At 61.7% G+C, this 18327-nt stretch carries 19 protein-coding genes and 1 tRNA gene; 8 read left to right on the top strand and 12 right to left on the bottom strand.

Features of this window, described 5'->3' with window-relative positions:
* Window positions 1-230: 230 nt before the first annotated feature.
* Window positions 231-362, bottom strand: a complete 132-nt coding sequence (locus YH3_RS37175; RefSeq protein WP_003945242.1) for a hypothetical protein — start codon at window positions 360-362, stop codon at window positions 231-233.
* 272 nt (window positions 363-634) lie between these two features.
* On the opposite strand from YH3_RS37175, the gene YH3_RS21145 reads away from it, so the two are divergent.
* Both YH3_RS21145 and YH3_RS21140 read left to right on the top strand, forming a co-directional pair.
* Window positions 635-1756, top strand: a complete 1122-nt coding sequence (locus YH3_RS21145) for a winged helix DNA-binding domain-containing protein (RefSeq protein ID WP_064444020.1) — start codon at window positions 635-637, stop codon at window positions 1754-1756.
* 114 nt (window positions 1757-1870) lie between these two features.
* On the top strand, window positions 1871-3568 hold the full coding sequence (locus YH3_RS21140; protein ID WP_007726313.1) for a fumarate hydratase: 1698 nt from the start codon (window positions 1871-1873) through the stop codon (window positions 3566-3568).
* 60 nt (window positions 3569-3628) lie between these two features.
* Here YH3_RS21140 and YH3_RS21135 read toward each other — a convergent pair whose 3' ends face one another.
* The 7 genes from YH3_RS21135 to YH3_RS21105 all read right to left on the bottom strand — a co-directional run bounded on the left by YH3_RS21135 (window position 3629) and on the right by YH3_RS21105 (window position 8283).
* Entirely contained in the window at window positions 3629-3979 is a 351-nt protein-coding gene (locus YH3_RS21135; RefSeq protein WP_003945214.1) for a hypothetical protein, read from the bottom strand.
* A 52-nt stretch (window positions 3980-4031) separates the two neighbouring features.
* On the bottom strand, window positions 4032-4595 hold the full coding sequence (locus tag YH3_RS21130; RefSeq protein WP_003945221.1) for a mismatch-specific DNA-glycosylase: 564 nt from the start codon (window positions 4593-4595) through the stop codon (window positions 4032-4034).
* 20 nt (window positions 4596-4615) lie between these two features.
* The gene (locus YH3_RS21125) at window positions 4616-5944 is read right to left on the bottom strand and encodes a WS/DGAT domain-containing protein (RefSeq protein ID WP_030536239.1); all 1329 of its coding nucleotides are present in this window, start codon (window positions 5942-5944) and stop codon (window positions 4616-4618) included.
* A 32-nt stretch (window positions 5945-5976) separates the two neighbouring features.
* Window positions 5977-6453, bottom strand: coding sequence for an SRPBCC family protein (locus YH3_RS21120; protein ID WP_030536240.1), 477 nt, complete (start codon window positions 6451-6453; stop codon window positions 5977-5979).
* 75 nt (window positions 6454-6528) lie between these two features.
* Window positions 6529-6894, bottom strand: a complete 366-nt coding sequence (locus YH3_RS21115) for a VOC family protein (RefSeq protein WP_007726323.1) — start codon at window positions 6892-6894, stop codon at window positions 6529-6531.
* Window positions 6891-7277 (bottom strand): phage holin family protein, encoded by a 387-nt coding sequence (locus YH3_RS21110; RefSeq protein WP_003945275.1) that lies wholly within the window; start codon window positions 7275-7277, stop codon window positions 6891-6893. Before YH3_RS21110 ends, YH3_RS21115 begins: the two co-directional genes overlap by 4 nt.
* Window positions 7278-7317: 40 nt before the next feature.
* A complete protein-coding gene (locus YH3_RS21105) occupies window positions 7318-8283 on the bottom strand; it encodes an L-lactate dehydrogenase (RefSeq protein ID WP_039972672.1) in 966 nt (321 codons plus the stop codon).
* 107 nt (window positions 8284-8390) lie between these two features.
* Here YH3_RS21105 and YH3_RS21100 point away from each other — a divergent pair, with 107 nt between their 5' ends.
* The gene (locus tag YH3_RS21100; protein ID WP_037126338.1) at window positions 8391-9233 is read left to right on the top strand and encodes a PE-PPE domain-containing protein; all 843 of its coding nucleotides are present in this window, start codon (window positions 8391-8393) and stop codon (window positions 9231-9233) included.
* A gap of 62 nt (window positions 9234-9295) precedes the next feature.
* The gene (locus tag YH3_RS21095) at window positions 9296-10393 is read left to right on the top strand and encodes a glycerophosphodiester phosphodiesterase family protein (RefSeq protein ID WP_172827019.1); all 1098 of its coding nucleotides are present in this window, start codon (window positions 9296-9298) and stop codon (window positions 10391-10393) included.
* Window positions 10394-10689: 296 nt separating this feature from the next.
* Here YH3_RS21095 and YH3_RS21090 read toward each other — a convergent pair.
* Window positions 10690-10765 (bottom strand) — tRNA-His (locus YH3_RS21090).
* Window positions 10766-10952: 187 nt separating this feature from the next.
* Here YH3_RS21090 and YH3_RS21085 point away from each other — a divergent pair.
* Entirely contained in the window at window positions 10953-11915 is a 963-nt protein-coding gene (locus YH3_RS21085; protein ID WP_064444019.1) for a pseudouridine synthase, read from the top strand.
* Window positions 11916-11933: 18 nt separating this feature from the next.
* Here the strand turns inward: YH3_RS21085 and ychF are convergent, their stop codons facing one another.
* Window positions 11934-13013 carry a redox-regulated ATPase YchF gene (ychF, locus tag YH3_RS21080; RefSeq protein WP_003945278.1) on the bottom strand — a complete coding sequence of 360 codons (1080 nt, stop codon included), beginning with the start codon at window positions 13011-13013 and terminating at the stop codon, window positions 11934-11936.
* A 70-nt stretch (window positions 13014-13083) separates the two neighbouring features.
* A complete protein-coding gene (locus tag YH3_RS21075) occupies window positions 13084-13587 on the bottom strand; it encodes a CD225/dispanin family protein (protein ID WP_030536246.1) in 504 nt (167 codons plus the stop codon).
* Between the two features lie 89 nt (window positions 13588-13676).
* On the opposite strand from YH3_RS21075, the gene YH3_RS21070 reads away from it, so the two are divergent.
* The 3 genes from YH3_RS21070 to YH3_RS21060 all read left to right on the top strand — a co-directional run bounded on the left by YH3_RS21070 (window position 13677) and on the right by YH3_RS21060 (window position 17861).
* Window positions 13677-15254: an FMN-binding glutamate synthase family protein gene (locus YH3_RS21070; RefSeq protein ID WP_064444246.1), complete on the top strand. Its 1578-nt coding sequence runs from the start codon at window positions 13677-13679 to the stop codon at window positions 15252-15254.
* 112 nt (window positions 15255-15366) lie between these two features.
* Window positions 15367-17649, top strand: coding sequence for a carbon starvation CstA family protein (locus YH3_RS21065; RefSeq protein ID WP_064444018.1), 2283 nt, complete (start codon window positions 15367-15369; stop codon window positions 17647-17649).
* 2 nt (window positions 17650-17651) lie between these two features.
* The gene (locus tag YH3_RS21060; protein WP_003945213.1) at window positions 17652-17861 is read left to right on the top strand and encodes a YbdD/YjiX family protein; all 210 of its coding nucleotides are present in this window, start codon (window positions 17652-17654) and stop codon (window positions 17859-17861) included.
* A gap of 6 nt (window positions 17862-17867) precedes the next feature.
* On the opposite strand, the gene YH3_RS21055 is transcribed toward YH3_RS21060, so the two are convergent.
* On the bottom strand, window positions 17868-18272 hold the full coding sequence (locus YH3_RS21055) for a hypothetical protein (RefSeq protein ID WP_003945253.1): 405 nt from the start codon (window positions 18270-18272) through the stop codon (window positions 17868-17870).
* Between the last annotated feature and the right edge of the window lie 55 nt (window positions 18273-18327).

Genomic DNA, 18327 nt, shown 5'->3' with positions numbered 1-18327 from the left:
TCACGCACCGAGTGCGTGAGCCTTTCTCGTCAGACGACGCTTACTTAGGCTTAACCGTGCCGCCGCTGAGCTCGGTCAGCGAATTGAAGAATGCGGTGCCGACGTTGTTGACAGCCGTGATGACGTTCCCCACGATTTCGAAGGATCCCATGAAAACTCCTACAGTTGTTTAGGTCTCGGTCACCCGAGCGGAATTTTGAGGTCGAACGGTCCGATTCCGGCGAGCGGGATCAGAGGAGCGGCTTGAGGCTGCCCGTGTTCGTCTGAACCGAACCGATGAAGGTTTCGAACAACTGGTCGCCGGCACCAAGCGAGCCCATGCCCTTGAGTGCAAGTTCGACGATCGACATCAGTGAACCCATGTGAATCTCCTAGAGAAGTCAGAGGTCAGCTGCCAAAAAGCACCCGACAGTGCTGTGACAGCTGCGTCACATCTGTAATGTATCCGTGACGTGGGTAACAGTAATCATACGAACGACCAGTTGGCAAAGGATTCCGACAATGGGGTCATTATTTCGACTAATAAGGCCTGCTACTGAAAAAATTCCGGCCAATCGGTCGAATTTGACCAATTCTGTCGCCGCATTGATCAACCGCCCCAAATCCTGCGGTTACCCACCAGTAAACTGAAATCATGTCTAGCGCAACCTCACTCACGCAGGTAGCTAATTTCCGGTGGCACCGCCATCAACTCGACCGAGCGGTTGCCGGTGACGCCAATCACAGCGATTGCAGCATTCTCGATCTCGGGATTCAGAACACCGGACCTGACGGAGCCGCCTGGGCCCTGCGGATCCGCGGCGTCCGCGGCGACGCCACTGAGCTCGCTCTTGCCTGGACGTTGCGCGGAGCTCCCCACTATTACCGTCGGGGCGACCTGCCTGCCATCGCCGTCGCCACGTCGCCGTTCAGCGAAGCCGATGCAGCCAAGCGCATTTACGACGCGAATCGGCCCCTGAAGGCCGCCGGCATCCCGACGCTGACTGCCCTGCAAACAGTTGCTGCTGCGATGCGGGACATCGTCTCGAAACCAACCGTCAAGGGCGAGATGTCCGCGCAGTTGACCAACCGAGTGACCGAGCCCTATCTGAGATTCTGCCGCCCGTGCAACGCCACTCATCTGTACGAGATGCCGTTCCGGCTCGCGGCACTCCAGGCAGGCCTCGAGCTACAGCCGGACACATCTCCCCCAGTGCTCGAACGCATTCCGGGTTGGCGCCGACGCCCATTCAGCGCCACGGGCGCAGACGCAGATTCCCGCTTCGACGTGATCCGGGGTTATCTGCGGTTCTACGGCCCCGCGACACCTGCTCACGTCGCGTCGTTTCTCGATGCTCCGGTCAGGGACGTCAAAGCCCACTGGCCAATCGATGCCGAGGAGATCGAGGTGAACGGCGAGAAGCGGTGGATTCTCGAACAGGACCGCGAAGACTTGTTCGGCTCCCCCACCGATTCAAATACGCGCTTGCTCGGGCCTTTCGATCCGTATGTACAGCTCAAGGATCGGGAGACCCTGGTTCCCGATCCGACCGCCCAGAAGACGGTGTGGCCGACCCTCGGGCGACCGGGCACGGTGGTAGTCGGTGGCACGATCACCGGATTGTGGCGACCACGAGCATCCGGAAAGACGCTGAAGGTCGCGATCACCCCGTGGGGAACGTGGTCACGATCGGCCCGCGCAGCAGTGGCCGAGCAGGCCGAAATACTTGCCGAATTTCGCGGCGTCGAGCTCTCCGAACTGGTCGAAGTATCTTGATCGAGCCAGTGGCATCCGGATAATTCCAGCTCACACCCGCCCCGATTCGGAGAAGGAAACCCCCAACGATAACCTGAATGCGACCTTCGCACGCACCCTTGTTCAGGAGAGATGATGGCCGACTTCCTCTATGAGGACCTGTTGCCGATCGGTGATGACACCACCGAGTACCGATTGCTCACCACCGAAGGGGTGTCGACAGTCGAGGGACCGGACGGCCGCACCTTCCTGCAGGTCGAGCCAGAAGCGATGCGCTTGCTGACCGAAACGGCGCTGCACGACATCTCTCATTACCTGCGCACGGATCACCTGACGCAGCTCGCGAGCATCCTCGACGATCCCGAAGCGTCGAACAACGACAAGTTCGTCGCGCTCGATCTGCTCAAGAACGCCAATATCGCCGCTGCCGGCGTTCTGCCGATGTGCCAGGACACCGGAACCGCCATCGTCATGGGCAAGCGTGGACAGCATGTGCTCACCCCCGGCGACGACGAGAAGTCCATTGCCCGCGGTGTCTACGACGCCTACACGCGTCTGAACCTGCGCTACTCGCAGAACGCCCCCATCACGATGTGGGACGAGAAGAACACCGGCAACAACTTGCCCGCGCAGATCGAGCTGTACGCCGATACTGCTGCCGGACATGAGAACTCGTACAAGTTCCTCTTCATGGCCAAGGGCGGCGGAAGCGCCAACAAGTCCTACCTGTACCAGGAAACCAAAGCGATCCTCAATCCCGACTCGATGATGCAGTTCCTCGAGGCGAAGATCCGCTCACTCGGCACCGCAGCCTGCCCGCCCTACCACCTTGCAATCGTCGTCGGCGGTACTTCGGCCGAGTTCGCGATGAAGACGGCGAAGTACGCGTCGGCGCACTATCTCGACGAATTGCCCACCGAAGGCGCCATCACGGGTCGCGGCTTCCGCGATCACGAGCTCGAGAAGAAGGTTTTCGAGCTGACGCAGAAGATCGGTATCGGAGCACAGTTCGGCGGCAAGTACTTCTGCCACGACGTCCGCGTCGTCCGACTCCCCCGCCACGGCGCTTCGTTGCCCGTCGCCATTGCGGTGTCCTGCTCGGCAGATCGACAGGCGAAGGCCAAGATCACCCCGGAGGGCGTGTTCCTGGAACAGCTCGAATTCAACCCGGGCCGTTTCCTGCCCGAGGTCACGGACGCTCAGCTCGACGAAGAGACGGATGGCATTTCGGGTACCGGCAAGGGCGCTGCGGTCAAGATCGATCTGACCAAGCCGATGTCGGAGATCCTCGCCGAGCTCTCCAAGCACCCGGTGAAGACTCGTCTCTCCTTGACCGGTCCGCTCGTCGTGGCACGCGACATCGCGCACGCCAAGATCAAGGAACGCCTCGACGCAGGCGAAGAGATGCCGCAGTACCTCAAGGATCACCCGGTGTACTACGCCGGCCCCGCCAAGACGCCCGACGGCATGGCGTCCGGTTCGTTCGGCCCGACCACGGCCGGCCGTATGGACTCGTACGTCGAGCAGTTCCAGGCCGCCGGTGGCTCGATGATCATGCTGGCCAAGGGAAACCGCTCCAAGCAGGTCACCGACGCCTGCAACTCGCACGGCGGTTTCTACCTCGGGTCGATCGGTGGACCGGCCGCTCGCCTGGCGCTCGACTGCATCAAGAAGGTCGACATCCTCGAGTACGCCGAACTGGGAATGGAAGCCGTCTGGAAGATCGACGTCGAGGACTTCCCCGCCTTCATCGTCGTCGACGACAAGGGCAACGACTTCTTTGCGCACACCGGTGAAGTGACCCTGACGATCGGCAAGCGCCCGGGTCTGTAGACACGTCAACAGCAAAGAGCCCCGGCGAGTTTCGATCGCCGGGGCTCTTTTGTGTCTTTGTCAGGTCCAGAGCGCGGCCACGAATACGGTCACGATCGACAACCCGCCGACGACGTGTACCAGATTCGGATTGGGCTGGCCCTTCTTCTGCTTCGCCCGGGTGATCTCGGCAAGCGCCACGATGACCAGCGAAAGCACCAGCTTCACAGCGATCTTCGCGTGAATGTAGTTCTTGTCCAGGGCGCCTTCGCCCAACCCGACGATGATCAGGCCGGACACGAACTGCATCCTGGCACCCCACACCATGACCTCGGTGATCGAAGGAGCCTTGAGGACGGTGAAGTAGCTACCGACCAGGGCAGCCATGCCGAGTAGGTGAATCACTACAAAGACGTTGTATAGAACAGACATACAAGCACTTTAACTTGTACCTTGTTCTGGCCGAACGGAACTGCGACTTCTCTCAGAGAATTCCGGCTTCGGATGCGGCGGAACGATATTTCGCTGCCAAGGTGTCCACCGTCTCGTGTGCGTTGAGACCACTGGGATTGGGCACGATCCACAGTTTTGCCCCCTCGAAATCACGGTCCTGACGCCCGGCCTTCGCCTTCTTGTCACCGAAAGCTGTTCGATAGGCGGTGATCCCGGCGAAGGCAACGACTACTGGATTGGTTGCGCGCACGATGTTTCGGACCCGAACTCCGCCAGTTGCGAGTTCCTCCGACGTCAATTCATCGGCGCGCGCAGTTGCCCGCACCGCCAAATTGGTGATGCCCACTCCCCGATCGATCAGATGCTGTGTGTCAGCGTCCGACATACCCGCGGAAGGATCGATCGCATGCTCGATTATGCCTGCCCGCAGCAGTGCCGGATAGAACCGATTACCCGGTCTGGCGAAATGCGCGCCGGTCGCCGCCGTCCACAGTCCCGGATTGATACCGACGAACAACAGCCGGCAATCCGGCCCGATCAGATCCTCGATCTCGGCGTCTCGGAACGATTCCAGTTCGGCGCGCGTGAATCCCATGCAGCCAGTACATCAGGCCGTCACGACAGCGCTTCGCGCACCTCGTCGATCGCGTCGTGCATCATCTGCTCGTACACATCGATGTCCGGAATCGAGGCCGGACTGCTGGTGATGCTGATCGTCACAGTGTCCCCGATCCCGTGTACGCCGTGGGTCAACGACATGACCGGCGACAAACTCGGGAAGCCCGCTGTGAACCGAACGACGCCGCCTCCGAGCACCAGATCCGCGTCACCGCGCGCGACACTCGACACCACGGTGTTTCCAGTGACCTCGTCGGGTACTGCCGTGAAATCGTATTGCTGCACGCCCCAACGGACCAGCGGGCCGGGAACCGCGTTCAGCGCGAGATCCGACGCTGCGCTGGATGGATGGGACGCACGTGCGCGACGCTCGTCCATCGACTCCCTGATCAATTGGGCTCGCTCACGAAGATCATCGACTTCCGGGAACAGCCCGACACCTGCATTGCGGAAGTGATTGCGCGCCGTGGGTGTACCTGCCTTGGCGATGGTCACCTCAGCTCCCAATTCGGGCGGTACCGAGCCGTCTCGCTCGGTGAGGTAGTTCGCCATCGCTACCGAGATGGCTGTCATCGCTCCGACTGTGACGGATACGCCGTCGCCACGGAAATCGGCGCTGTCCCGCACGACCATGCGCACCAGTCGGTGCGGTCCGGGAGGGATGTTCGAGCGCACCTTCGGACGGCTCGCCGCCTGCGGCGCAACAACTCCCGATTCGGTGTCCGCCTGCAGCTGTAACTGCGCGCGGTGCCCCGCCCGGCCGTCGCGGAACAGCGAAACGAGTTGGCCCGGAAGGCGCAGGGCGGCGCGGCCCAGAATCTCGGCTGATCCGCTACGCCGCACGTCCGTCTTCTGCTTCGCGGGCGGTTGCGGCGAGAACAGTTGGCGAGCAATCGCCGACGCGCGTTTGCCGTCCGCCAGAGAATGAGCGACCTGCAGAACTGCGATCAGCGCCGGGCCACTGCAGCGCGGCACGCCGGTGACGCCGTGAAACAGGTGCAGCGTCCACGGGGACTCGCGCGGGTCGACGTGGTTCTCGAGTAGTTTCTCGATTCCGTGAATGCACGAGAGCCACGAGTTTTCGGGCAGCTCATGCACTCTCACCAAGGAGGCGTCGACCGGCATGGGCTCCCACACCGGATAGTCGAGGTGCCACGGCGATTCACGAATCCGAACATTGAGATCCGGAATGAGCGACGCTCTTTCGACCACCGAGCGTCGTAGCTCGTCCATGTGCTGGCTCTGCCCGTCGAAACAGTAGAGCAGCAGCTGATCGTTCGGGATCTTCTCCGAAATCCAGAAGGTTTGGGCATCGGTGGGCGTCATCCGTAACACCGGGAGACGGTACCACCGGCTTGTCAGCTCTTTTCTGCAGCAGCTTTCAGCTGGGACAGGCCCTTCTCGAAATCCTTTCCGACAAGCTTGTCCATGCTGAAGATGAAACCGAAGATCTTGAAGAACAGATTCTTCTTTCCGGTCATCTTCCACGTCACCTGAACTTCACCGGAATTCGGCGAGATGAGAAACGTGGTGACGTTCTGCGCCTTGAACGGCTTGAGGAAGGCCAGGTCCAAAACTACTCGTTCATTCGGGACGGATTCGGTGATCACCATCGAACCGGAGCCCGCCTTCTTGTTTCCCGCCCAGGCGTACGAAGCCCCGACGCCCGCGTCAGGCCCCGCGTACGTCCGCTGCATCGCCGGGTCGAGACCTTCCCACGGCGACCACTGAGTCCACTGATGGAAATCGTTGATCAACGCGAAGACGACCGGTGCTTCTGCCTTGACGATCTTCGTACGTTCTACCAGGAATTCGTTGGAATTCTGCGAAGCCATCGTCGATCTCCAATTCTCGGGCGTGACAAGTGTTCGGAATTATCCACGGTCGACGAGATCGGAGCGAGTCGACACTCAGTCCCGCAGGCACAGGCAGAAATAGTGACCGACCGGGTCGCGGTACACGCGGAAAGTCTGATGCTCCGGAATGTCGGTCACCCGCTGCGCTCCAAGGTTCGTCACCCAAGCCTCGGCGGGGTCGAGAGAATCCACGAACAGATCCAGATGGATCCCGACACCGGAGGTCGGCCAGTCCACCGGAACAAAATCCGGAGCGAGCTGAAACGCGAGCCGCTCCCCGCCGGGTCCTTCGATCACGTGCCAATCATCCTCGTCGCGAACACTTTTCCACTCGAGGACCTGGACGTAGAAGTTGGCCAATGCAGCCGGATCCGGGCAGTCCAGGACTGCGTAGTCCATACCGATGTTCGGGCGCGTCACTGTGCCTTCTTCTCCTGAACTTTCTTACGCACGAACAACAACGGAAGAACCAGCGTCGCAACGGCGGTTACCAGCCACACGACGACGGTTCCCAGAATCCACGTCGAGACACCGGAGATCGACAGATTGGAGAAGAGCGACGCCACCAACAGCGCGACAAATGTCGACACCAATCCGATTCCGCCGAGAAATGCCGGTGCATGGCGCTTTGCCACCGTGGCGATGAACGGCGCCAGGACCGACTGCGCAATCGCAAAGATCACGACCGCAACGATGAATCCGGATGTGGGCGCCGAGAAGCCCGAAAGAATCAACGACGCAACAAGAAGCCCGACAGCGGCAGAACCCAGGAAGATCGCGGCGCGAATCAGGAAGCTGATCATTTGTTGATCCTATATGTCGGATATCGAGGAGAACAGATATTCACAATCCCAGAGATTCCTGCACCTCTCGCAATGTCCGGGCAGAAGATCGGAGCCCCGAAGCCTCCTTTTCCGATAGCGGTACTTCGAGGACTCGGCCGGCACCAGCACGACCAACCATCGTGGGAAGGGACAGGCAAACGTGCTCGAGTCCGTGGACGCCGCTCTGCAAAGTCGACACCGGCAGAACCCGTTGTTCGTCCCGCAACACGACTTCCGCGATGAATGCGCTCGACAATCCGATGGCGAGGTTGGTCGCACCCTTACCCTCGATGATCTCGTAAGCACTCTCGACTACAGACTTCGCTACTTTCGCGCGTAGGTCGGGGCCGAGGACGCCACCCGACGGTCCCACGAACGAGGTTGCCGGCACTCCGCCGATGGTTGCGCTCGACCAGAGCGGAATCTCGGAATCCCCGTGCTCGCCCACGATGAAGGCATGAACGTTCTCCACCGCGACTCCGAGTTCGGTAGCCAGCAGGAATCGCAATCGGGCCGTGTCCAGCACGGTCCCAGATCCGAAAATTCGGCCGCGGTACGACGGTCCCGCGGCCTGGATCGCTGCGTAGGTCGCCACGTCGACCGGGTTGGTGACGAAGAGAAGGACCGCGTCCGGTGACACCGCCAACAGTTGTTCGGTCAGTGTCTGCGCGATCTTGACGTTCACCGCGGCAAGTTCGAGCCGCGACTGACCGGGATGCTGTTTGGCGCCCGCGGTGACGACGACCAAGTCGGATCCCGCGGTGACCGAGATGTCATCGCCTCCGTCGACAGTGCACGGCGGTGTGAACTGGGTGCCGTGGTTGAGATCGAGAACTTCGGCCCGGACCTTTGCGCTGTTGGTGTCGTAGAGGGCGAGCGCGTCGGCCGATCCGCGTATCAGGCACGCATACGCAATTGCGGTGCCGACGCTTCCCGCACCGACAACGGACACTTTTCGTCTGGATGAACGATTCGGCGTCGTCATGGGTAAATGGTGCTCGCTCGATAACGATTTCGCAGTACAACGGATTGCCAGTCTCTTCTCAGGGTTTGGATGCCGACCTCTCAGAATCGACGTGGATGATCGCTGACATGGCTGAGGTAACCGTTCTTGCAGTTGGCGGCACCGGCGAATCCCACGTCGGCGACCACGGCGCCCGTGTGCGCGGACTCCTCAGTGCCGTCACCGACGAACTCGACAGTCGATTCGATTCTCGCTGGGTCGCTTATCCCGCGTCGTACGGTCCGGTCGCCGACGGTGGCCTGAGCTTTCGGCACAGCACCGCGATGGGGGTGAAGGCCCTCACCGCCGAAATCGCACAGACAGACGGCCCGGTCATGCTGATCGGTTACTCACAGGGATGCACCGTGATCCGCTCGGCTCTTCCGACGCTGAACCGCGCCAACATCATCGGAGTCGGACTGATCTCCGATCCTCAACAACCGGCAGGCGTGATCGAAGGTTGTGAGGGACACGGAGTTGCCGGCGACGGACCCGAGATCCAGCCGTGGATTCCGGTCAAGTGGATCGGGCACCCGCAGGACATGATCTGTAATGCCAGCGACGACAGCTACATTCGCGACATCGCAGACTTGACGCGCTGGATGTCCTTCTCGCAGGCACGCGTGTGGGCAGGAAAGGTTTGGGAACTACTTCGTAGCAATGCTTTCCAGAATGCGCAGAAGACTCGTTTCAGTCCCAAACAGTGGCGTACCGATCTACGACGCATTCGCACCGCGTTCCTCGAAGTACTTGGTTACCTGCCGACGAAGTTGAACCTGAACCGATTTCAGCTCAAGAACCCTCGCGGCGGTAGACACATCAGCTACGCGATCGAACCTCTCGACGAGAGCGGACTGACCGGGTGTGAGCTTCTGGCGTCGTGGATGAAGGTCCACGCGAGCGGCGTCGGGCAGCGCATTCACGCGGCCTGACCTTTACCGTTAGTTTACCTAACGAACCCCGGCGAGCCATTCGACGCCTCTACGTTCCTTTCATGCAACTGAGCAGAATATTGTCGTGTGCCGCCGTGACCGTCGCACTCCCCCTCACCGCCCTGGCGGCCCCGGCCGGCGCATCGCCAACCGGCAGTCTCGACTGGTCCGGTTCGTTCGGTAGTTCAGCACCCCAGCCGGTTTCGACGTTCGACGTCCAAGCCCACCGCGGCGGGCTCGGCCTGTACACGGAAAGCAGCCTGGCCGCGTTCGCGAATGCCCTCGAAATGGGCGTCAGCACACTGGAACTCGATACCCAGATCACCGAGGACGGGATCGCTGTCGTCACGCACGATCGTAAGATCTCGAACAAGAAATGCCTCGACACCGAGCCCGCAACTGCGGGTGACCCGGAGTTCCCGTACGTCGGCAAATTCGTCAACACGCTGAGCCTGCAGCAGATCAAGACCATGGACTGCGGCACTCTCCCCCTTGCCGGATACCCTGAACAGCAGAATGTTCCGGGAGCGAAAATGCAGACGCTCGAAGAAGTGCTTGCCCTGGTGAAGTCGTACAACGCACCCGGAATCAAGCTCAACATCGAGACCAAGGTGGAAGCGGGAGCGCCTCACGAGACCGCCCCGCGTGAGCAGTTCGTCTCTGTAGTCCTCGATACGATCCGGGCAGCCGGATTGTTGGACAGCGTCACCATTCAGAGCTTCGACTGGGGCTCGCTCATGCTCACCCGTCAACTCGCGCCGAGTGTCCCCGTCGTTGCGCTCACAAACGGCGACTTTCTCCAGGTAGGCAAGGACGGAGCGTCACCGTGGCTCGGCGGTCTGGACATCGATGATTTCGGTGGCGACGGCATCGCGGCGGTAGCAACCTTTGGTGCCTCCGCCTACTCCCCCGTCCAAGGAACTCCGCAGGGCGGAAAGGTCGGGGATCCCGGTTTCACCCTCTATCCGACAGCCGACATGATCGCGAGCGCACATGCGCGTGGCATGAAGGTCATCCCGTGGACCGTCGATGATCCCGCCACCATGCACGCCCTGATCGACCTCGGTGTCGACGGGATCATCACCGACTACCCCGATCGTCTCCGAGCCGTTCTGGCCGAGCGAGGCATGCCACTACCTGCACCTGCGGTCAAGAAGTAGCCTCCACCGCGCACCGAAGCAGGTACCTGAACAGGTACTACGGCCGATGTCCCCGGGGTCCTACCGGACGCATCCTGGACAGGTACTTGCTCGGGTGATCGGAGGTGAATTCTGATGATGTCTTTGAAGGACCAACTGGACAACTGCGAATACCTACTTGCCGACGCGGAAATGGCCGGCGACTGGAATGCTGTCCGGCGATTCAGGGAATACCGGCTCAGGCTCGTTCGACAACTGTGCAGGCAAAGGGCCGCCGGCCTCTGCGCCTAGAAGCCCGACCTCAGCCGTATCTGAGCTGGTCCCTCTGGGCGGTTACGATCCGCCGTCGCCCGAGTCACAGTCGGGTGCTCTCACCAATTGAGCTACAGAAGGTATGGACCGCAGCGCTTTTCGACTGCGATCTTTCTCTGCCGAACCATACGGACCCGCCTGTCGTCCGCGCCACTGATTTTCGACTCGACGATCTATGCCGACTACCGCTGCGAGTTTGGTTCCGCGTCCCCGCGGGGACGTCTCCGGCAAGGCCACACCGAATCACCGCTGACCAGCAGTCGATGGGATGATTACCTGTGTGTCCATGTCCGCACCGCTGCCCGTCAAGAACGGGGTTGGCCCGACGCGGCTACGCATCCCGCTCTCTGGGCCGTGGGCGACGATCGCCGAGTACGTCGTGGACAAGTTCGACCATCTGGACGCCGAAAAACTGTATCAGCGTTTTGACGACGGCGAGTTCGTGAATATCGACGGCCACTCGATCTGCCGGAACACAGAACTCAGCGCGCACCGGTTCGTCTGGTACTACCGTGAGTTGCCGACAGAGGATCCGGTGCCGTTCCACGAGCAGATCCTGCACACCGACGACAATCTCGTCGTCATCGACAAGCCACATTTTCTCCCGACCACTCCGAGCGGGCGATACCTGCGTGAGTCGGCGCTCGTCCGCCTGCGGGTTCGTCTCGACAACCCAGATCTGACCCCGATCCATCGACTCGACCGCGGCACCGCAGGGGTGGTGATGTTCTCGGCCCGCCCCGCGACGCGCGGCGCGTACCAGTCACTGTTCGAGAAGCGTCAGGTCACGAAGGTCTACGAGGCGGTGTCGGCGCGACCGACCCGGCGGGGCCGGGATGCACCAGCGCTCGACGTCCCTCTCGTTTACCGCAACCACATCGAAGCTCGACGCGGCGAGTTGCGAGTCGTCGTCGACGACAGCCGTGAACCCAACTCCGAGACCATGATCGAGGCACGAGGGACGGGCGTGAGCGCCTCCGGACGTGCTGTGCTGCACACGGTTCTACGTCCGCGCTCCGGACGGATGCACCAGTTGCGGGTGCATCTGGCAGCTCTCGGCGCCGGGATCCTGGGCGACCGGCGATACCCCGACCTGCTTCCCGACGCCCCGGACGATCATTCTCTCCCACTCCAATTGCTCGCGAGGGAACTCGAATTCACCGACCCGCTGTCGGGGAAAGCGCGGCGGTTCGTCACCCGTCGGACGCTCAGCGAGATGCCCGTGGGGTGACGACCAGAAGCCGCGGATTTAGACGTTGAAGCGGAACTCCACCACATCGCCGTCGGCCATGACGTATTCCTTGCCCTCCATGCGGACCTTGCCGGCAGCCTTGGCTGCGGCCATGGAACCCGCCTCGACGAGATCGTCGAAGGACACGATTTCAGCCTTGATGAAGCCGCGCTCGAAGTCGGTGTGAATGACGCCGGCAGCCTGGGGAGCGGTGTCACCCTTGTGGATGGTCCAGGCGCGAGCTTCCTTCGGACCAGCCGTCAGGTAAGTCTGCAGTCCGAGGGTGTGGAAGCCGGTGCGCGCGAGAGCGTGCAGGCCGGGCTCGGTCTGACCGATCGAGTCGAGCATCTCCTGGCGGTCTTCCTCGTCGAGCTCGAGAAGTTCCTGCTCGACCTTCGCGTCGAGGAACACAGCGTCGGCCGGTGCGACGGATGCGCGCAATTCCGCAATCTTCGCTGCGTCGGTGAGCACAGACTCGTCGGCGTTGAAGACGTACAGGAAGGGCTTGGTGGTGAGCAGGCTCAGCTCACGCAGCAACGAGAAATCGAGCTTGTCCTTGACGCTGAAGAGCGTCGTGCCCTCGTTGAGGAATGCCTGAGCCTTGAGTGCCTCGTCGTGGGCCGGCTTGAGCTCCTTGTTCTTGCGAGCTTCCTTGTCCAGACGCGGGAGAGCCTTCTCGAGAGTCTGCATGTCGGCGATCACGAGCTCGGTCTCGATGACCTCGATATCGGAGGCCGGGTCGACCTTGCCGTCGACGTGGATGACGTCGTCGTCGGCGAAGACGCGAACTACCTGGCAGATGGCGTCCGCTTCACGGATGTTGGCCAGGAACTTATTACCCAGGCCTGCGCCCTCGGACGCGCCCTTGACGATGCCGGCAATGTCGACGAACGACACGGTCGCAGGGAGGATGCGCTCGGAGCCGAAGATCTCGGCGAGCTTCTGCAGCCGCGGATCGGGCAGCTCGACCAGACCGACGTTGGGTTCGATGGTCGCGAACGGGTAGTTCGCTGCCAACACGTCGTTGTTGGTCAGTGCATTGAAAAGGGTGGACTTGCCGACGTTGGGCAGTCCGACGATTCCGAGGGTAAGGCTCACGGTCTGTGGATTCTACGGCCTCGCGGCGACGTGACGGGTACTCGCCCCACCGTCACGTCGCGGCAGGTGATCAGTTGTAGGTATACGAATCGACGGATGACACGATCGCAACCAGGAAGATGACGTAGAACGCGATGAACAGCACCCAGCAGATGACGGCTATGAGGAGCGAAATCTGCCCGAGCTTCTTCACCCGCTCGGACGCGTACTGCGCGCCCTGGTGATCGCCCATCGCCCACTTCGGGTAGATGTCGTGGAGATGGTTGAACGCGGCGAACGCGATAGGCCAGAAGAAGATGATCGACGCGACGGCCCATCCCGCGTTGGACTTCGGCGGACCGTACTGAGGCGCCGCGTACGTGGGAGCAGCGCTGTACTGCTGGGCTGCGCTGTACTGCTGACCGGTCGGATACTGCTGTCCGGCTGAGTACTGCGGGTCGGTTGGGTACTGCTGGCCCGTCGGATATTCCTGGCCTGCTGAATATTGCTGACCGGCTGAATACTGCTGGCCTGCCGGATACTGCTGCTCCTTCGGATCCTGCGGGTCGGTCGGATATTGCGGTTCGGTCATCATTCCCCCAAAGAGTCGGATTCGGTTCTCTATCGCAGAACCTAGTGGAGACTTACCGCTGCCGTGTCACAGTGAGCGCCTACGCTCTCGAGGTGACTCGGATGCTGATCGTGCTCTTGATATGGATAGTGGGTCTCGGCACCGCCGCGCTCGCGATTGTCGCCTCGCCCGGATGGTGGGTGATCGCTGTCGTCACACTCGCGCTGGCGGCCATGGGCACCTACGACCTCACTCAGAAGTCCCACAGCATCCTCCGTAACTATCCGGTCCTGGGGCACGCGCGATTCCTCCTCGAGAAAATTCGACCGGAGATCCAGCAGTACTTCGTCGAATCATCCACCGATGGAATGCCATTCGATCGCGAAACGCGAGATCTGGTTTACGAGCGGGCAAAGGGAACACTGGCGGAAGAGCCCTTCGGGACCGAGCGCGACGTCAATGCGATCGGCTACGAGTTCATGACGCATTCGATTCGCGCACGGACCGCCCCCGACACCGTTCCCCGAGTTCGCCTCGGCGGATGCGATTGCACGAAGCCGTACGACATCGCTCTCTTGAACGTCTCCGCGATGAGCTTCGGGTCGTTGTCCGCCAACGCAATCGAGGCCCTCAACGCCGGCGCAGCCAAAGGCGGCTTCGCTCACGACACGGGCGAAGGCGCGATCAGTCCGTATCACCGCAAACACGGCGGCGATCTGATCTGGGAAATCGCCTCGGGATACTTCGGATGCCGAACCGAGGACGGCCGATTCGATCCTGACCGTTTTGCCGAGCGTGCCGGACTCGATCAGGTGAAGGCCATTTCGATCAAGCTCTCGCAAGGTGCGAAACCCGGGTTGGGTGGCGTGCTTCCCGGAGTCAAGGTCTCCCCCGAAATCGCCGAAACCCGCGGGGTACCCGTCGGCCAGACTGTGATTTCGCCACCCGCGCACACCGCGTTCAGCACCCCGGTCGAACTGGTCGATTTCATCGCGACCCTGCGAAAACTGTCGGGAGGCAAGCCGGTCGGGATGAAACTGTGTGTCGGCTCGCGTCGTGAATTCCTCGGAATCTGCAAGGCGATGATCGAACGCGGCATCACGCCCGACTTCATCATCGTGGACGGTTCCGAAGGCGGCACCGGCGCAGGTCCGGTGGAGTTCGAGGACCACATGGGCATGCCGTTGACCGAGGGCCTGATGCTGGTGCACAACGCTCTGGTGGGAACTGGTTTGCGCCCTCTCGTGAAAGTCGGCGCTTCCGGAAAGGTGGCGAGCGGTTCCGACATCGTCAAACGCATCATCCAGGGCGCAGACTTCACGATGGCGGCCCGCGCAATGATGTTCGCAGTGGGCTGTATTCAGGCCCAGATGTGCCACACCAACCGCTGCCCGGTCGGCGTTGCCACTCAGGATCCGGCACGCACCCGCGCACTCGACATCCCCGACAAGAGCGAGCGCGTCTACCGATTCCAGAAGGCAACCGTCGCCAGCGCGCAACAGATGATCGCGTCGATGGGCATCGATTCCTTCGACCAACTGCAACCGGGAATGCTCAACCGCCGCGTCGACGGTCTCACCACTCGCACCTATGCCGACCTGTTCGACTGGCTGATGCCGGGCGAACTGCTCGACTCCCCGCCGCAGAGCTGGCTCACCGATTGGATCGACGCCGACGCTCACCGATTCTGACGTCGGTCGACTCCCGCGTTTCAGATCGCGCGGATTCACCCTTCTGGTCCTACAGTGACAGATGGCCCGCTGTGACGGCGGCCACACGTGCACTAGTGGACGGAGTTCGACGATGAGCTTGACGACTGCGCCGGAACCAAATGTCGAGTACCTGAAAACCGATCCTGACCTGCCACCTGTCGGCGTCATCGACAAAACACCCATCTCCACGACTGCGCGCGTCGTCTTCCTTGTTCTCGGACTGGTCGGCGCGGGCGCCTGGTACATGATTGCGATCGTCCGCGGTGAACACATCAGCGCTGTGTGGTTCGTGTTGGCCGCAATCTGTACCTATCTGATCGCCTACCGCTTCTATGCGCGGTTGATCGAACGCAAAATCGTCAAGCCTCGCGACGACGTCGCAACTCCCGCCGAAATCATGGAGAACGGCGCCGACTACATGCCGACCGACCGTCGGGTGCTGTTCGGTCACCACTTCGCGGCAATCGCCGGTGCCGGTCCCCTGGTCGGACCCGTGTTGGCCGCGCAGATGGGATATCTTCCGGGAACGATCTGGATCATCGTCGGCGTCGTGTTCGCCGGGGCGGTGCAGGACTTCATGGTCCTGTGGATCTCGTCGAAGCGCCGCGGGCGCAGCCTCGGTCAGATGGCCCGCGAAGAACTCGGCCTTGTCGGCGGCGTCGCCGCACTGATCGGCGTGTTCGTCATCATGATCATCCTCATCGCGGTGCTCGGACTTGTGGTCGTCAATGCGCTCGCCGAGTCCCCGTGGGGAGTGTTCTCGATCGCGATGACCATCCCCATCGCGCTGTTCATGGGCGTGTACCTGCGGTATCTGCGGCCGGGCAAGGTTTCCGAGGTCTCCTTGATCGGCGTCGTCCTGCTTCTCCTTGCCATCGTCTCCGGCGGATGGGTTGCCGATACCGGTTGGGGCGCAGACTGGTTCACACTCTCGAAGGTCACCATCGCGTGGCTGATGATCGCGTACGGATTCGCCGCATCGGTGCTGCCGGTCTGGGTGCTCCTGGCACCGCGCGACTACTTGTCGACGTTCATGAAGGTCGGCACCATCGCGCTGCTGGCCATCGGAATTCTGGTCGCACGACCCGCGCTGAACATGCCGGCAGTGACGCCGTTCGCCTCCAACGGCGAAGGCCCGGCCTTTGCCGGTTCACTGTTCCCGTTCCTGTTCATCACCATTGCCTGTGGCGCGCTCTCGGGCTTCCACGCACTGATCGCGTCCGGTACGACGCCGAAGCTGCTCGAGAAGGAAAGCCAGACCAAGATGATCGGGTACGGCGGCATGCTGACCGAATCGTTTGTCGCGATCATGGCTCTGGTCACCGCCTGCATCCTCGATCAGCACCTGTACTTCGCACTCAACGCTCCCGCGGCACTGACCGGTGGAACACCGGAAACCGCAGCCGAATACGTCAACAATCTGCCCCTCGGCACTGCCCCCATCACACCGGACGTGCTGACTCAGGCAGCCGAGGCCGTCGGCGAAGAATCGATCATCTCGCGAACCGGCGGCGCCCCGACGCTCGCGTTCGGAATGTCCGAAGTGCTCAGCGACGTCTTCGGCGGCGACTCGCTGAAATCGTTCTGGTACCACTTCGCGATCATGTTCGAGGCGCTCTTCATCCTCACCACGATCGATGCCGGCACCCGCGTCGCTCGATTCATGCTCTCCGACTCGCTCGGCAACTTCGGCGGTCCGGCAAAGAAGTTCAAGGACCCGTCGTGGCGCATCGGCGCGTGGCTGTGCTCGCTGATCGTCGTCGCTGCCTGGGGCGCGATTCTGCTCATGGGTGTCACCGATCCGCTGGGCGGGATCAACACACTCTTCCCGCTCTTCGGCATCGCCAACCAGCTACTCGCCGCGATCGCGCTGACGGTGGTCATGACGATCGTCATGAAGAAGGGCCTGTTCAAATGGGCCTGGATTCCCGGCGTCCCGCTGGTGTGGGACCTGGTCGTAACCATGACCGCGTCGTACCAGAAAATCTTCTCCGACAACCCCGCGATCGGGTACTGGGCTCAGCACAACGTGTTCAAGGACGCGAAGGCTGCCGGCGAGACGGCGCACGGTTCCGCGAAGACTCCGGAGGCCATCGATGCCGTCATTCGCAACACCTTCATCCAGGGCACGTTGTCGATCATCTTCGCGTCACTGGTGATCGTCGTGGTCATCGCCGGGATCATCGTATGTGCCAAGGCAATCCGAGCGGGCGGGCTGCCGACCACCGAGTCCCCGGAAGAACCGTCGAAAATCTTCGGACCCGCCAGCTTCATTCCGACGCCCGCGGAGAAGGAAATCCAGAAAGAATGGGACGAGCTGATCAAAGCCGGGAAAGTCCGGGCGCCCGGCGCCGCACACGGAGGTGGGCACTGACCATGACGACGGCGACCATGACGGCAAAACTCACCACAGCGTTCCGCGGAACGCTGTGGTGGGTTCGCTCGGTGATGGGTGATCTCGACTATCAGCGCTACGTCGAGCACACCCGACGCCACCACGCCGACTCACCGGTGATCAGCGAACGAGAGTTCTGGCGCCGCCGTCACGCAGCAGCCGACGCCAACCCAGGCGCCCGCTGCTGCTGAATCCGGTCAGGGGCAGGTGGCCTTCGCGAGTTCGTAAATGTGGCCGGCCTGCTCGTCGGTGGGCTTGTTGCCGTTGTTCTCGGCCAGGTCGGTGATCTTGGTCTTGACCTCCGCCTCGTCAGTGCCGTTGGCGACCTCGGTACACGTGGTCGTCAAGATCTCCTCGATGTCTGCGTCGTCGCGGTTCTCCGCCAACGGTGCGTAAGCCCCACGGAACGTGGCGACGAACAGCGCCGTCTTGCCCTGATCGATGGCGTTGCCCGCTGACTGTTTCGCCGTCTCGAGCGCCTGTTGCCCGCTCGTGACTGCCTCGCTGATCTTGTTCTGCGCGTTGTCCTGATCCTCGGTGCTACACGCGGTGAGCCCGAGAACGACGATTGCTGCTGCCCCGACTGCTGCTGCGATTCTCATGACGGAAATGTTAGTCCGATCAGCATGCTTCAAAACACAGTATTGCAGCGCAACA

It is taken from the genome of Rhodococcus sp. YH3-3 (assembly GCF_001653035.1).
Classification (GTDB): domain Bacteria; phylum Actinomycetota; class Actinomycetes; order Mycobacteriales; family Mycobacteriaceae; genus Rhodococcus_F; species Rhodococcus_F qingshengii.
The sequence above is the reverse complement of the archived record's forward strand: the minus strand, read 5'-3'. Positions and strand labels throughout refer to the sequence as shown.